The organism is candidate division WOR-1 bacterium RIFOXYB2_FULL_36_35 (assembly GCA_001771505.1).
Classification (GTDB): Bacteria; Margulisbacteria; WOR-1; order XYC2-FULL-46-14; family XYC2-FULL-37-10; genus XYB2-FULL-36-35.
On sequence record MEUA01000063.1, the window covers coordinates 23,818 to 39,271 of the forward strand.

The window sequence follows — 15,454 nt, forward strand, 5'->3', positions numbered from 1 at the left end:
GGGGTTCAAACAGGCAGCTTAAAAATTCCTCCCAGCATGAATAATAGGGGGTAATGCTGACTTTTCTGTTAGCTAACATAGCCGCTGAAAGGCTTATGTTTTTAATGGGAATAGGTCATAAATTTAAATTAAGTAGATTTTTTTAATTGTTATAAAAAAATAAGCGAGGCAAATCATAATGTCATCAAAAATATCAGGAATAGTTGTTTATCCCTCATAAAGGGATTTTGTTCATTTAAATTCCTCTTAGGCGTATTTTTTACTTGTAAAACTTATCGTTTGTTTAATATGAAAATTTCGCTTAAATTTGTATGTTGTTGGTCTATAGAAATTTATTAGTATTTTTTTCGATATATAGATAGGAAATTATAGTAAGATTTGCAGTTTAAATGAGGGATAAAAAATGCTTTTGCCTTGTAATGGGCCTATTCATACTAATCATACTAGAGCTAAACCTACTCCTAACGTTGAGCCTTCTTTTCAAAAGAAGCCGCTATTATGTGGAACGCTTATAGATCAAATTACTCAGGAGATTAGAAGAAGTCCTGATCGGCGCATCTCTTTTGCCCGTTTTATGCAAAGGAGCTTATATCATCCACATTATGGTTATTATTCCTCAGGAAAAGTTAATATAACTCACATAACTTCTGGAGGGCATTTTATTACTCATCCTGAAGATTTTTATCCTAGATATAGCTATGGTTTGGCAGAAAACCTGTTATGGATGTGGCAGACCATGGGAAGGCCTGCAAAATTTGATGTAGTAGAAATGGGGGCCGGAAATGGTAGGATGGCTAAAGCTTTTTTGGATTATTCAAGAATTTATACTCCGGAGTTTTATAAGGCTGTGGATTATCAGATTGTAGAGATAAGCCCTTTTTTAAGATTAAAACAAACTCAAATATGCTCAGATCACAACGTTAAACATATTAACGGATCAGCTATTAATCCTAATATTAAGGGGATTAGGGGTGTTCTTCTTTCCAATGAACTAATTGACGCTTTTCCTGTACACAGAATTATTTATCATTCTAACCTTAACTTGGTTAAGGAATTATATGTAACAGAAGGAGATGGGACTTTCCATTTAGTAGGGGGAGGGATTTCTGATCCTGAGATATTAGATTACTTGCAAATGATAGATTCTTGTCCCCCCAATGGCACAAAGCGAATTGTTAATCTGAATATGTTGAGATGGCTTGATAGATGTGTCGCAGCGCTGGAAGAAGGCTATATATTAACTATGGATTATAGCAGCACATTTGCTTTTCCGGGGCAGGAGCTTAGGTGTTACGGGATTGAAGGAAATGGGCCTTTGGCTTGGGGGTGCAAATATCCGGGGGAAGTTGATATAACAAGTGATTTGCATTATGATGTTTTGCTTAAGGCCGCAGAGAGAAGGGGTTTGCAACAGGTTTTTTTTGGAACAGAACAAGATTTTTTTGCGCCTATAGGCGCGCTCTGGCCAAAGAATATAATCCCTTTTGCTGCTTTTCTTTTTTCGAAAAATGTTCTTAGCTCTACAAAAACTAACCCTACTAAACTTATTATTCTGGATAAAAAACCTATTTTTGAAATGGGGTGGTTTTTCTTGCCGATTGCTGAAAAATTATTTTCTTATTATGGTAGGGCTGTTTTTTCTTTAGAGAACAGTGATTGTGAATCGCTGGAAGAATTAGCATGTAAAATTGCTTTTATTTTTCAAAGGGAATCAGGGGTTTATGATTTTAGCAAGGAACGGCTTGAGCATTTTAAAAATGTTGTCAAGTGGTTGGAAATAGATGATTTGATCATGGGAGAATTATTTTTATTGTTTGAGGAGGGACTTGAAGGGATAAAAACTGGCCAACGCTCAAAAGGAAGTTTTTTCCACATAGAAGAGGTTCGACCTGAGTTTTTGCGTTCATATCTTGGAGATAACTTTAGAGACGCATTGTTTAATGAAGATGAAAATGAGAAGAAAAAGAGAGTTGAAAAATTAATCTCGAAGGGGAATGTAGCAGCCTTGATCAGGCTTTTTGCAGAGGATTCTTCTTTTTATTATAAAACTCCATTTTGCTTAACAGATGCTAATTTGTCTAAAATGTTTGATTTGGTGGTTAATGCTGTTGTTGACAGTCTATTAACTTTTGATGATAAAGAAAGATCGCAAGTTTATCCTGGCCTAGAGTATGAGACTTACTTCATTATTTTAGATAAGTTTCTTATAGCGGCAAAGGCAAAAGCCGGTTCTTTGCTATTATCTAAATTTCGAAGTTTGCCAAGACAGAGGAAACTTGATATTATTAAACACACGAAAAAGTTTGGATGGATAGAAGAGGTTGTGCAAAGAAATTCTTGGATACTGGCAATAGATTTACTGGCATGTTTTTAACCCCGATTATTCATAGACGAACAGAATTCTAGTAGAGTGGGCTTGTTGCGTAATGATAGTTTTTGCAATTTGTCATCCCCGCGAAAGCGGGGATCCATCTTAACCCCGATTATAATAATCGGGGTTGTTTTTTGAGAAATAGATTCCCGTTTTCACGGGAATGACCATTACGCAACAGACCCATGGTGTTGGAAATTTGAATAATCGGGGTTAATCTAATATTCCATGAAGGAAAAGAATAACATTATTTATGTCATTGCTTAAGATTTTTGCTGACATATACATTGTTGTTGCTCCAGTTTCGTTTTTTTCTGTTTTTACCTCTCTTCCCTCAATTCCACTTAATTTTTCGTGTGTAATAATAATTTTTGAAATTCCCCTTTTTGTCAGCAAGGGAAGTATATTGTATTGAGGATTAAATATTTGATTTAATCTTTTTAGTTGATACGGGCTCAGAGGTTCTGAAGAAGCAACTTTTATGCCACAAAGAACCTCAGTACAAAGACTAATATCTTCTAAGGTTGGGTTTTGAGTAAAATCCATTCCCATCTCATTTAATAGTGCAAGCTCAGGTTTATTTGTGCCTGACAAACTGTAAAAGACTGGATTTTCGTCATCGCCAAAGGTATGGATATCCAAGCTTTTGGATGCAATGGCCATTGCTAACTCTTTACTTAATACGCGAGTGCTAGCAAAGTTATCATCTAATTTCATCAATAAAGCTGGGTCTTTGTCAAGTACACACAAAGCATGGGGAGTAATTAAATAAAACATTCGTAAAACATTGGGAAAGCTTAAAACATTTTTTACATCTTTAACTTCTACATTTGCAGCATCCAATTTAGTCCAAATCCGTTGATGAAGATCAATTCTTCTTACACTCGCATTACTCATATGAAACCTCCTAATGCATGTTACAGTTTACAATTCTTGGGTAGGATTGTCATTATCCCGTAATAAGCATTTGAAAAAATATCTGCATATTATAAAAAAAATTTCACTATATTTTTTTCAGAAGAATTGTTTATTGAAATTTTATATAGTACAAAACGAGAAGTCTTTAAATGTGTATGCTAAAAAGGATTGATGAAAAGGCGATTGAAACAATAAATCCTTTAACAAGATTTGCAAAAAAAGGCAAAAAAGAATTTAATCATGAGGCAAATTTATTAACCAGACACTGGGGGAATGTCAAAGCTGTATTACAAGGTAAGGTTATTCCGCCTTTTGAAATAGAGCTGCAGACTTCCAGCCGATGCAATCTGACTTGCAATTTCTGCATCGGCAGTGCCACTCAAAAGGGAGAGGGGGTAACCCGTTTGCCAAATAATATTGATGCAGCTAATATTTTAACCTTGGCTAGTGGCATAACAGATTATTCTGTGGACACTTTTAGGGTGGAAAGAGTTAAGTTTTCTGGTTTTATAGGTGAACCATTAGTAAACAAGCCTGCCACCTTATTGGGAATGAAACATTTTTTGCTTCATGGAAGGGAAGTTGGGTTGTTTACAAACGGAGTTTTAATAAATGATGATGAAACTCGAGATGTTTTATTAAACACAGATTATGTTCATATAAGTTTGGATGCGGGAAGTCCTGAGACGTTTAGATTATTGAAACAGCCCAAGAGTAAAGAGAATAAATTTGAAGGAATCCTGGAAAATATTTCCGATATTGCCACTCTTAAAGCACAACGGCGCGGAAAAATAAATATTGTTGTCGGATTTGTAATTACTCCTTATAATGTCCATGAAATTTATAGCATTGCCATGCGCCTTAAAAATATAGGAGTAGAGGTTCTCCGATTTAAACTTGATATTTCCTTAACATTTCCTCTTAGTTATTCACAAATATCTTTAGCAAAGCAGCAAATTGAAAGAATTAAAAAAGAATTGGAAGATGATAAATTTGAAGTAATAGCAATTCATGATTTAGAAGACAAAGAAAGAGGAAAACGCGATTTTTCGGAATGCTTTGCACATTTTTTTTGGGGAACAATTGGCTCTGATGCAAATGTATATCCTTGTGATCATAATACTTTTCCTGGCGCGCCTGGTTATGGGAATGCTATAAAAAGACCATTTGGGGAAATTTGGGAAGGGAGATTGCGCCGAGTGCTTGTTGAAGGAAATATTTTTCCTGAGGTATGTCCTCCTGTTTGCTCTCCTTTTGGCGCCTGTGTTAATCCTTTTATGGCATTCCTTAAAGTGTTGGAAAAGAATGAAGGCATTGGAAAAATAGAACGCTATTTAGCATTGCCTTAGCTCCGATTATTAGATGGTGTATAAATAGTTGTGTAAATTGTCATTCTGACGAAAGTCAGAATCCATTTCTCTAGTAAAACATAGATTCCTGCTTCCGCAGGAATGACATAAATAGAATTTACACAACATTCTTGACACTATCGATTATATTATAATCGAGGCTTAAAATTCCTCCTAGTGTTTGTGGTCATTCCCGTGAAAACGGGAATCTATTTCTCATAAAACAATATGGATCCCCGCTTTTGCGGGGATGACAAATTGCAAAAACTATCATTACGCAACAGGCCCTCCTAATAATCGAGGTAAATTTTTCAAACAGCAGAAGTTTTCTACTGTTAATTTTTTTTATTTTTACGAAAACATGGTTTGACAATCTGATCTGCTTTGATATACTCTAAGTCGGAAATTACTACTTAGGAGTGATAAAAATGAATAAGAGATTAATATTTTTTCTATTAATAGGGCTTGGATTTTGTTTTTTGGGTATCTTTTTAAGTGGTTGCGGACAGACAACACAATCTGATTCTTCCTCGAGCACTTCTTCTATAGGAATAATTTCTATTAGGGGGACTTTAACATCAGGGCAAATACAAAGTTCAGCAATTACCGCAAAAAGTGGAGTAAAAATTTTAGCGGCTTCGGCTTCTGCTGTTCCGGATTATACCGTTGTTGCTATAGGCAAAAACAATGGCGGAGTATTTTTTGCTGACAGTAAAACTGACAATTCAGGCAATTTTACAATCGGGAACCTCCCATCTGGTGAATCTTTTTATATAGAAATACTTGATAGCAACAACAGGTTGACTGCTCCAGTTGCTTTTGGGGATTCTTCAGGCAAAGCAATTATGGCAGTAACTCCGGAAGCACAAACTACTATTGAAGTTGGAGATATCGTATTTGATAGCGACAAATCTGCCGCTGCAGCAGCAACAGAACCGACCTCTTTTCTTGACAATAATGCGCAAGCAAGAGTTAAGGATGGAGAGATAACGGTGCCTGTCGGTGCGGGGAATTTTGGCAAGGGGACTGGAGAAGCAAAATATTCCGGCGCTTATAATTCTCAAAAGATTGATGGAGATGAAGATGGTCTTCCTAATATATTTGACGCAGATCTAAACGGTGATGGAATTGTGAATGAAATAGACGGTTTATACACAATGGAGTCATTTACAAAAACTGATAAAGATAAAAGCAGCTCTGTTTATGTCTTTTCAAATCTAAAAATTGAATATAGTAATTCGAATTCTTTTGATTATGAGCAATATTTGCATCTTGCTATGGGAATTACGCCCGATCCGGATAAAGTTAATAGTATTTCTTCGGTAAATTTAGTAAGTGGTCCATCGTGTATTAGTAAAATGAAAGTCTTTTCTGTCCCAGGAACAACTCTTGAAGCAATTCCAGCCCCGGGAACTTTATGGAGTAATACTTCATATAAACTTTATAAGTCTGAAAATGGCGGAGCAACAGCAGGATGGGCCATATCTGTTAACGGCGTAGAGCCTTATATTAATGGCAGTGGTGATCTTAAAGCCGGTGATATTTTTAAATTTAAGATAACCTACACAGATGGCTCTTCTGAATATATAACAAAAATGTTAAATTTTATTTTTACAGATATTCCTCGTCTTGTAGAATATAGTTTTAATAATGGGAGTGCCTGGAATACCCCTCCTGCCATATTAGAGGGAGGGACTAGCACAATGACAACAGCTTCAACAAGTGAAATCACGCTTAAATGGTCCAGGCCAAAAGATGAAAACGGGGCTGAAATAATAGGCGCGGATTACACCTTTGAATACAGCCCTGCCAAAGGTGTTTCAGATGTCCCTGAAATTACAAAAATAGAAAACGACAGCGGCAGTTCTACTTATTTGGAGGCAACACAAGATTTCGCAGGCTTATTAGATCCGGGCTCAAGTTTTCTGATCGGCATTTGCATAAGAAGCGTCGCAAACGACAATGCCGCGCAAAATATTTGGTTTAACAGGGATGGTAGCTGGTAAACAATCAGGCAATAATGTAATTTGCGGTGTTTTTTAGCTTGTTAAAAAAGCAAACTTTTCCGGATTTTGAATAGGAATAATCAATTGTTGTTTTTTCTGATTTTTTTCTGATGTAGCAGTAATATTTTTTTCATCAAGTTGAGCATCGATAATTTCACCACCGGTTTTTAAGTGAAAAATCCATTCAAGGATACTATCCCGCAGCAAAACGACAATACTATCATTCGGATTTTGGCCTTTACCAAAAAACAGCCTATAGTTTTGATAGTTTTCATCGCCGGTAATATTATATCCCTGCCAATTTTCCGCTTTCAAATCGGCATTATCTTGTTGAATGGTGATTTTTTCGCCAGCATAACATTGGCCATCAGCATTTGTATAAATTGGCGCCATGGTATCATCCCAAAATAAAATGCCATCGAATTGACAATAGGCGTAGCCGTAATCCGAGCGGGACAAAACCAACCCTTGTTTAAGCCACGAACCACGACCATGATACATATCGCAGGATAAATGAAAAATCGAACCACATTGTTTACACTGAAAAGTGTAAGCAATACTGCCATCCTCCAATATGTCTTCAGGAAGTTGATCGAAAGGTAAATCAAGTGTTCCTATGGTCTTTTCTTCTTTTACAATAAATTCATTTGCCTGTACTTTTTGCTTGGCTAACCTGATAAACTTTCTTAGTACATCAGGATAGTCTATCGGATCTCTTACGGGGACAGTCCCGCAAACTTTACATGTGTTAGGCATATTCTTATATTAACATAAATAAGTTGTGTTTGGGTGTTTTTATTGAAATTTATGGCTATGTTTTGAGAAATATATATAATAGGTCATTAAAGAATATGATTTGTTAAAAAGGAACAAAAAATGGTTACTAGAATTGTGTCTGATCCTATTAATGTGTTTAATAATTTGAAGGAAAGACAGCTCTATAATTCGATACGTAATATGTTTTCTCTTTTAGTTCAAAGAGGTTGTTTCCAGCATTGCAGTGGTTGCCATGCTGGCTCTTATAAGGTTACGTCTGATGCTTCGTGGGATCAAACAAAAAAAGTTGTCCTGGGTATGGAATCTGCAATGAAAAAACTTGAAGTAGAACCAGATGCTCCGATTATCGAAGTTTTTAGGGATGGGGATCCATCATGGATAAGATTTCCCGATCATCCACAAAAGGGTGTTGGTGATTTGGCTAAAATGCTATATCAACATTTAGGCAGAAAATCAAAAGTTATGACTTCTGGAATTCGGCCTGATATGATAGATTGGGTTATTGATCAATATGTTAAAGGGGCGCCTTATTTTTCTTCAGCCTCTGTATCGGCTTCAATACAAACAATTACTCATATTCAGGATCCTGATGCAGATGTTGATTCCAGAGCAAGAATATTAGATACCTTTATCCAAAAAAATCCATCTGAGACACAGTCATATTTGGATTTCATGTTTTATACGCCAAAAGGGGAAGACACTTTAACTAAACGTACAGTTCAGCTTGTAAGAAAGATTATTTATGCTTCCAAACTCTTTCCTAAGAGATTAGCCGAAATTGATTTTGAACAAATTGATGGAACGAAAAATCAAAAATTTATGGTTGGCAATGTGGGGTTAAGAGCTTCTCCCTTTCTTTCTCTTTCTACATATGGACGTGGTGTTATTAAAGGTGGCCAAAAATTGGATAGTGTAGGTATTACAGATTGGCTTTCAATTGTGGATGGGAGAGATGTTGTTTTACAGGTTGGGGACGAATTTTTTACGCGAAAAGAGTTAATCGCGGATTACGATAGAAGGAGTTTTTTTATTGACGGATTAAGAGGTCTATCTGTTAATAATGGCTGGTTAATTGGTGATACTGCAGTTCCTAATATTGATGAGGTTTTTAGAACAGAGTTTGATATAACTCCGGCATTGGTTATTAAGAGTCAACGAATTGGTCTTTTTTATCAGGGGTTAACACTTGGGCCTACCATCAATTTCTTGATAAGTAATCCGGCTAGATTAGAATTGCAAGAAGTTCTTCCTTGGGTAAGACTCAATGTTTAATGATTAAAAGAAAAGAGTAATATGATATTAAATAAAACACATTGTCGAGGAATTCTTCCGTCAGAAATGTCATTGAAGCAAGTTCTAAATGTGATGGCTTATCCTGGCATGGTAAAAAAAACATTAACTACTAGTACTCATTCGCGTGTTTATTTGTTGCATGGTGATTTTGTGCTGAAAAATTTTGTTTCAGAAAGCCGTGAAAAAACTGATCCTACCTCTTTGGAAATTTATGATATACAAGCAAAAGTTGGAGATCATCCATTCATAGAAAAGCCCTTTTTTGCTTATAAAGGAGATGAGGGGGAAGTTCTTATCACGGGTTTTAGACAAGTAACCATTGAATTTACTTTAACTGCTGCTATTTTGGAAAAGATTCTTTCTGCCTTGCTTTATATGGACATGAAGGGGGTTAAACATGAAGATCTTGGGGGCTACAATATTGGTCTTGATAAACAAGGAGATCCTTTTATATATGATTTTGATAAGGCATATTATTTTGATTGGCATACGCTTAGCATCGATTCCCGGCTATTGAGTGGCTTTTTTCTTGAGCATTCTAATTATGTAAAAATTGATCCGTTTAATATTGATTTGTTGTTAAATTTTTATTTTGCAGATCAATTAATTCAAAGAGAAGAAAATGGAAAAAAATCTGAAGCAATTGAGCTTTATTCCTGCTTTTTAAAGTATTCTATCCAGTATTTTATTCAATTGCAAAACTTACTTTGTCAACAAGGTCTATCTAGCCGATATATTCAAGCTATTGATCAAAGGATTAGCAGCATTGAAGCAGTATTAGGCGTTCCTGAACTTATTATTGCAACATACGAAGACAAAATTTATAAAACTTTGTTTGCTGCGCGAAAATGGGCTGAAGTTAATGTTGAGCAGAAAGGCCGTAGTGAGCTTCGTTCGTATCTTGAGCTGACACAAAGAAGACTGTTTATGTGGGATGCTTATAAAACTTTGAGACAATCAATTCCTGAGAAGAATGAAAATTTATAGCGCCTTTATATTTTTTCTAATGTTAAAACCGCATTTCCATTCTTAGTGTAATCTTTGTAGAAACTTGGAAATGGCGCATCAGTATCGGAATAAAACTTTATATTAATGGTCTTAAATTCTCTTCCTTGCAAGATTCTTAGGAAGATTTTATTTGCGATGGCTTCAGGATCATTGATATCCCCGTCGATCTGTAGAAATGATAATGCACCTGGCTTTAACCAACGTGTCCATTCAATTATTTGTTGTTCTAATCCAGAGTCACTAACCCATAATCCAGGGTGAGGATTTACTATAAAGGCTAGGTCATAAACCGGGTTATCTGGCATTAAGTGAGAAAAACGCGTAAAACAATTAAGATTACCAAAGCCTTTTAATTTTTGATTTTTTAAAAAAAGATATTCTAATTTAGCAAACATATTGCCTTTGATATCTGTTGAACTTTTTCCCCCGTATTCTACACCTGAAACTGGAAATCCCATTTGTGTAAAGATGTATGGTAGGATTAATATGGTTCCATATCCCCAAATTAGGACATTAGTTTCGGCGGGGGTTTTATCTTGTGAGGCAAGATGTGCTGCAATTTTTGGCATTACATCGCTTGCTATAGTTTTGATGTGTAAAAACTTTTCAGGAGTTTTTGCGTTTGTACGTAAACAAGGCGCTTTATATAACTCAAAAGGAGGCGACCATAATTTTTTCAATAACGATATTGGAGTGTTGAAGATAGGATTTTCTGCGAGTTTACTTATAGTTGTCATTTGCTATCCTTCATTTTCATTTAATAATCTTTCAATTAATGTTAATTTCGGTTTTACATCTTTGCAATAAAATAATAAGCGAACATTTGTATAGCCGTATTCCTCTGCTTTAAATCTGTCTTCTGGATTACGGGTCAGCAAATATCTAAAATAATAAGCTTCCGCAAATTTTGGATAAATGTTTAAAATACGATCGATACCTTGCAATAATTGAGAATGATTCATTAAGCGATCTTGAATAAATACGGATAATAGATAGTTCAGTTGGAAAAATATATTATGGCTTTCTTTTTGTATGGCGGTTTCATAAAAATGTTGAGCAGCCTGATATTGTCCTAATTGAAAATATATATCTCCATAATCATTATGTATTTCTGCGATATCTGAATCGATTGTTAATGCCGCTTCCAATAAAACTTTTTTTCTCATAGTATCTGTTTCAACTTCGCTGGCCTGACGACATAAAAAGAGTGCAAGTATTTGTTTGTGCGTAAGATTTTTTACTTTGCGGCCTGAATTTTTATGTATAATTTGGCCGTTTGAAGGGTGATAATCGGTTGCTAATACATTATCTGAATAAGCTTGGTCAACTGGAACTTCATTGTGTAAGTCATGCATTGATAGAAATGTGTGGTATATGTCCATATAATAACGTACAGGTTGTCCAAGATATTTACAAATCATGAAAAATATATATGTTAGATTGTTGCAATCTCCAATAAGACCAGCCTGATTAAATAAATTTTGAAAGGCTCCTATAAGTGGAACATAATCATGCGTGAAAGAGTCTTCAAAGGTGATTCCCATAAAGCCGCGAATTTTTCTCGCTTTTTCTTCAAGTGTTAAAGAGTGAAAACTTGAATAAAAAGATCCTGATGTTGGCTGTAAAATCCCTTTTTTGAAACTATTTAATGTTGCGGATATTTTTTCTAGATCAGGTGTTTGTATTGTAAGCGCCATTAAAAGAAGGGCAAAATCCTCACCATATTTTAAACGAAGATCATTATACAGATCAAGTATATTATATCTATTTGTTAATATTGAAGCCAGGCTGCATTCATCTATTCCATTTTCTTCTAGCCATTGTTTAGTGTCTCTGTCGGCATAAGTTGGCCACATTGGGGGAAGGGATGGTTCTTCGTAGGAATTGGCTCTGTGAATAGCTAATTTGAGAAAATCGTTTATATATCTGAAAGGATGAAACCTTGAGGTTAGACGTTGATAGGCAGCTTCACCGATTTGCTTAAGATCACTTCGGCCTGCAATATCCAAGTAAAGTGCTGCCAACTCACTAGCACTGTTTTCATAGGTAGAAAAACCGGAAATTCCATCCTCTACTTGGTCAATCATTCCGCAGCTTGCATGGACCAAGGGGACATTTCTGTGGGACATGGCATCAAAAACGGCATTTGGTAATCCCTCCGCATCCGAAATATTAAGTTGGACATCGGCAATATTTTGAAAAGATTCATTAAACAGACGATTCATACCCATCCCATCTACTTGCATTGGTATAAAATAAATAAAAATATGTTTTTTTGTTTCATTGTCAAGCAGTTGATAGATGTTGAAAATTTCTTCTACAACAGAATGAATTGCTGCCATTTCCACCGCATTATTAAGTTCAGATGGTGAAGGCATCATTAAAACCAATGAAGTTTGTCCCATTTTTACAGGATCTTGATTGTAAGCTTTTGCATAAGCTTGTAATATTAGGCTAAAGTTTTTTGTTTTATCAATACGTGCTGCTGCATAAAACAGCCTGTGATTTCTAAGTGGTAGAGCTACCTCTGGTTTTTCAGAGAGCATTAATGGTTTCTCATGGATTTGCGGCCGACTGACAAAGTCTGAAAATTGATCAGTTGTTTTGCCATAAGCTAAAATTGACTCAATATTTATCCATGCTTCTTCTGGGGTTATTTGACAATTGTGTGGATCTGCAAAGTTACAAAATCCACCGATGCTTATTTCTTTATAAGGATCAGTAATAAAACTATCATGTAAATGTTGTATTATATCCAGCGACTCGTAAACCCCGATTCTTCTTAAAAATTCTAATGAACTTTGATAAATAGGATTTTTTGCTGACCTACCTATTCTTAGGTTATCCATAAGCAAACTTGGCCTAAATGTCCCTTGCCTGAGATACTTTGCTAAACCAATAACATTGATATCAAGCAATAATATCTGATCTCCGTCTTTAAGTTGTGCGGATGAAATTAACCTATTAGCTGATTCTTTAAGGATCCTTTCATAGTGTCTAAGTTGTTCTTGAAATAAGGAAAAGTTCCTACCTACCCCGATTTCTGATTCTCCTTTTATTCCAACATAAAGATCATAACAGATTTGATGATATGCTAGACCAATCGGATCATCACTAACGTCTACTGTCCACCATTCTAAAGGAAGCTTGTATTCATTTAATAATCCATAAAATGTTCGTAAAAGAAGCGATCCTCCTAAATTTTCATTTCCTATCCATGGATCACTTACCATTACTAATTTTGCCCCTTTTGGCAACCTGGTCTTCCATGAAATAATGTTTTCTGATAAAGCGGTTTCCATGTTGCTGAAAGCCGTTCTATCTGTGATATTTCTTAATTTTTGACTACAGGTACGATTATAGGCAGGATTGGCTTTTTTTACAGTCACACAATTTGATATAGAGGTTGATAACTCGATCACTTTTATCTCCTTAATACGTTATATCAGGGTCATTGTATAGTAACTCTGAATTTGGGTCGATTATAATTCTTGGTGTTTCGTCGATAATTATTGTTCCTTCTTTTGTAAATGCCATAATTACAAGTTCTTTATCTGTATGTTTTGTTTCTTCAAATCTTTTGGCTTTTTTGAGTGTGAGAGGAAATCCAGGTATTCCTTCTTTAGCCAGATATTGTGGTAAAGCAATTTTGTATTGTTTTTTAAGGTCAAGAGGAACATACTGATCATCTTCTAAAACCATCACACCTTCAATTGAATTATTCTCTCCTATGGAATAAATGAGTCCTGATGGATGAAGTAATAGAACTTTTGGACTTCCTGGGCATGACGCGGCTACGGCAAATTCCAATGCTTCAATTATTTGAGTTCCTTCAACAGTTACTATTGATAAAGGAGATGGCCACGGAAGCATATTTTCAATATCTGTTTCTGTCACTTTTCCTGCGGCTAAATCATTTCTTACATTTCCTGCAAAGGAAAATGCAATATCAGCGTCTGAATATTTACGATAAATATCGGTAATCAGATTAAATAATGCACTTGGTTGTGTTGACTTGTATTTTATGGAAACCGGCTTGTTAATTTGTCCTATTACTCTTGGTTTATAGATTAAATTTTTAGAGCTTACTCTTCTATATTTATGGGATTCTGGTTGGCTTTCGATATCCAGAAGACAAGGATTTACAACTAGGTTTCCGTTGCTTAATCCTATATCGACAACTCCGATGGCTTGTCCTTTTAATCCTGTATGAATTATAGGAATACCTCTTTCCTCCGGGCTGCCGACCATTTTATAGACTGTATTATGAGTATGACTGCCAAGGATGAGGTCAATATTAGGCACTGACTTGGCAACTTCTATATCTTTGGGCAGGCCTAAATGTGATGCAACGACAATATAACTCCCATATTTTCCATGTTGTGCCTTAAGTAGCTTTATAGTGCGTATTAACTGGTTTTCTACTGGTTCAGCGTTAACAGAAATTGTTGATTCGAAGCCTCTTCTCTTATGGTAATCAAATTCATGTGTTAGTGATTCTGTTGTTATTCCAATAAAATAAAAAGACTGTCCACCTTTTTCATATACATAGTAGGGGAGTATCTTCCTGCCTTTATACTTACTTAGTCTGCTTCCTGGAGCAAAATTTAGGTTCATAGCGAGGAAAGGGAAGTTAGCCTTTCGTATTGCTGTTTCAAGTACGGTATTCTTTCCGCTGGTAATCACTTTTATTTGAGTTAAAAGCTGTTGCTGTAGATGTCGTATTGTTAAAAGAATATTATTTATATGATTCTTACGAAGTATGTCCTTTGATGTGCTTTCTGAGATAGTATTTACTAATTCCTGCCAAAGAGAATATGTTCCTGATAAAATAGAATCATCTTCAAAATCAAACTCATGGTTGCCAAACACTGAAAAATCCACTCCCATACCATTACAAACACGTATAATATCAATGAATTGTTGAGGATATTGTCCTCCTTCAATCAAATCTCCAAGGTTAACAAGGATATCGAGATGATGTTGTCTTCTTAGGTTATCTACGGTATTTGCTATTTTAAACAGGTTACGATAATCACCATGAAGATCGCCAAAGAAAACTAATCGCAAATGATGATTTGGCCTATCTTTCAAAGAAGTGACTACCGGTAGTTTGGCTGTAGTTATAATGGTTTGTTTTGGTAAGGCAGATGTAGTAATGTTTCCCATATATATTATATATCGTAAGGAATAAAGTTAGATTTCGGGATATATTATGCTAGAAAATTTAAAAAATGTTTGAAATTATTGGGAAATTTGTCGAAAAGTAGTACACGAGGTATTAACCCCGATTATTCATACCTCGAGTAACTGTTTGACAATTTGTTGGTTATTGATTCTGACGTGAACCCCGATTATCATAATCGGGGTGAATAATCGGGGTTAAGAGGTTTTTGTGGCGAGGTCTCAAGCTGTGCAAGAAATTAACTTGAAGATATGTTTAAATGTTTTCAAAAAAGGAAATTATTGATTATGTTGACTGTCGTAGATCGTCTTGCAATAGCTAAGTCGCCTTCTAAAATAGTGTCAGAAAATTTAAGGTCTTATTTATTAAAAGCTATGCTTTTAAAGTATTGCACACTATTTGACTGTCCTCCCCAAATAATTTATCAGCTAATTTCAGCGGTTGCGCAAAATGATCCCATTCCGGCATCATGTCTACCGCCTGATACTAAAATAGCCCTATCAAAATATAAAGAAGGACGATATGCAAAACGCGTTAGATCTTTAAT

The 15,454-nt window shown here is 35.4% G+C and carries 10 protein-coding genes; 5 read left to right on the forward strand and 5 right to left on the reverse strand.

Going from position 1 to position 15,454, the window contains the following annotated elements:
* The first annotated feature begins 403 nt into the window (after positions 1-403).
* Entirely contained in the window at positions 404-2,374 is a 1,971-nt protein-coding gene (locus A2290_04915) for a hypothetical protein (protein OGC12975.1), read from the forward strand.
* A gap of 210 nt (positions 2,375-2,584) precedes the next feature.
* Here the strand turns inward: A2290_04915 and A2290_04920 are convergent, their stop codons facing one another.
* The gene (locus A2290_04920; protein OGC12976.1) at positions 2,585-3,268 is read right to left on the reverse strand and encodes a hypothetical protein; all 684 of its coding nucleotides are present in this window, start codon (positions 3,266-3,268) and stop codon (positions 2,585-2,587) included.
* Positions 3,269-3,438: 170 nt separating this feature from the next.
* On the opposite strand from A2290_04920, the gene A2290_04925 reads away from it, so the two are divergent.
* Both A2290_04925 and A2290_04930 read left to right on the forward strand, forming a co-directional pair.
* Positions 3,439-4,638, forward strand: coding sequence for a hypothetical protein (locus A2290_04925; GenBank protein ID OGC12977.1), 1,200 nt, complete (start codon positions 3,439-3,441; stop codon positions 4,636-4,638).
* A gap of 428 nt (positions 4,639-5,066) precedes the next feature.
* Complete coding sequence (locus tag A2290_04930; protein ID OGC12978.1) at positions 5,067-6,644, forward strand: hypothetical protein; 1,578 nt, start codon at positions 5,067-5,069, stop codon at positions 6,642-6,644.
* 33 nt (positions 6,645-6,677) lie between these two features.
* Here A2290_04930 and A2290_04935 read toward each other — a convergent pair whose 3' ends face one another.
* Positions 6,678-7,400 carry a hypothetical protein gene (locus tag A2290_04935; GenBank protein ID OGC12979.1) on the reverse strand — a complete coding sequence of 241 codons (723 nt, stop codon included), beginning with the start codon at positions 7,398-7,400 and terminating at the stop codon, positions 6,678-6,680.
* Positions 7,401-7,601: 201 nt separating this feature from the next.
* Between A2290_04935 and A2290_04940 the strand changes: the two genes are divergently transcribed.
* Together A2290_04940 and A2290_04945 are read left to right on the forward strand one after the other, a co-directional pair.
* Positions 7,602-8,693, forward strand: coding sequence for a hypothetical protein (locus tag A2290_04940; GenBank protein ID OGC12980.1), 1,092 nt, complete (start codon positions 7,602-7,604; stop codon positions 8,691-8,693).
* 66 nt (positions 8,694-8,759) lie between these two features.
* Positions 8,760-9,701, forward strand: a complete 942-nt coding sequence (locus A2290_04945; GenBank protein OGC12981.1) for a hypothetical protein — start codon at positions 8,760-8,762, stop codon at positions 9,699-9,701.
* Positions 9,702-9,706: 5 nt separating this feature from the next.
* Here A2290_04945 and A2290_04950 read toward each other — a convergent pair whose 3' ends face one another.
* The 3 genes from A2290_04950 to A2290_04960 are packed head-to-tail and all read right to left on the reverse strand — an operon-like array spanning position 9,707 to position 14,891.
* Positions 9,707-10,459 carry a hypothetical protein gene (locus tag A2290_04950; protein ID OGC12982.1) on the reverse strand — a complete coding sequence of 251 codons (753 nt, stop codon included), beginning with the start codon at positions 10,457-10,459 and terminating at the stop codon, positions 9,707-9,709.
* Between the two features lie 3 nt (positions 10,460-10,462).
* Positions 10,463-13,144: a hypothetical protein gene (locus A2290_04955; GenBank protein ID OGC12983.1), complete on the reverse strand. Its 2,682-nt coding sequence runs from the start codon at positions 13,142-13,144 to the stop codon at positions 10,463-10,465.
* 10 nt (positions 13,145-13,154) lie between these two features.
* The gene (locus A2290_04960; GenBank protein ID OGC12984.1) at positions 13,155-14,891 is read right to left on the reverse strand and encodes a hypothetical protein; all 1,737 of its coding nucleotides are present in this window, start codon (positions 14,889-14,891) and stop codon (positions 13,155-13,157) included.
* Between the last annotated feature and the right edge of the window lie 563 nt (positions 14,892-15,454).

Coding starts and splice junctions, on each gene's coding strand:
- A2290_04945 (OGC12981.1), top strand. CDS start 8,760: ATGTCATTGAAGCAAGTTCTAAATGTGATGGCTTATCCTGGCATGGTA.
- A2290_04960 (OGC12984.1), bottom strand. CDS start 14,891: ATGGGAAACATTACTACATCTGCCTTACCAAAACAAACCATTATAACT.
- A2290_04915 (OGC12975.1), top strand. CDS start 404: ATGCTTTTGCCTTGTAATGGGCCTATTCATACTAATCATACTAGAGCT.
- A2290_04930 (OGC12978.1), top strand. CDS start 5,067: ATGAATAAGAGATTAATATTTTTTCTATTAATAGGGCTTGGATTTTGT.
- A2290_04935 (OGC12979.1), bottom strand. CDS start 7,400: ATGCCTAACACATGTAAAGTTTGCGGGACTGTCCCCGTAAGAGATCCG.
- A2290_04920 (OGC12976.1), bottom strand. CDS start 3,268: ATGAGTAATGCGAGTGTAAGAAGAATTGATCTTCATCAACGGATTTGG.
- A2290_04950 (OGC12982.1), bottom strand. CDS start 10,459: ATGACAACTATAAGTAAACTCGCAGAAAATCCTATCTTCAACACTCCA.
- A2290_04925 (OGC12977.1), top strand. CDS start 3,439: ATGTGTATGCTAAAAAGGATTGATGAAAAGGCGATTGAAACAATAAAT.
- A2290_04940 (OGC12980.1), top strand. CDS start 7,602: ATGTTTTCTCTTTTAGTTCAAAGAGGTTGTTTCCAGCATTGCAGTGGT.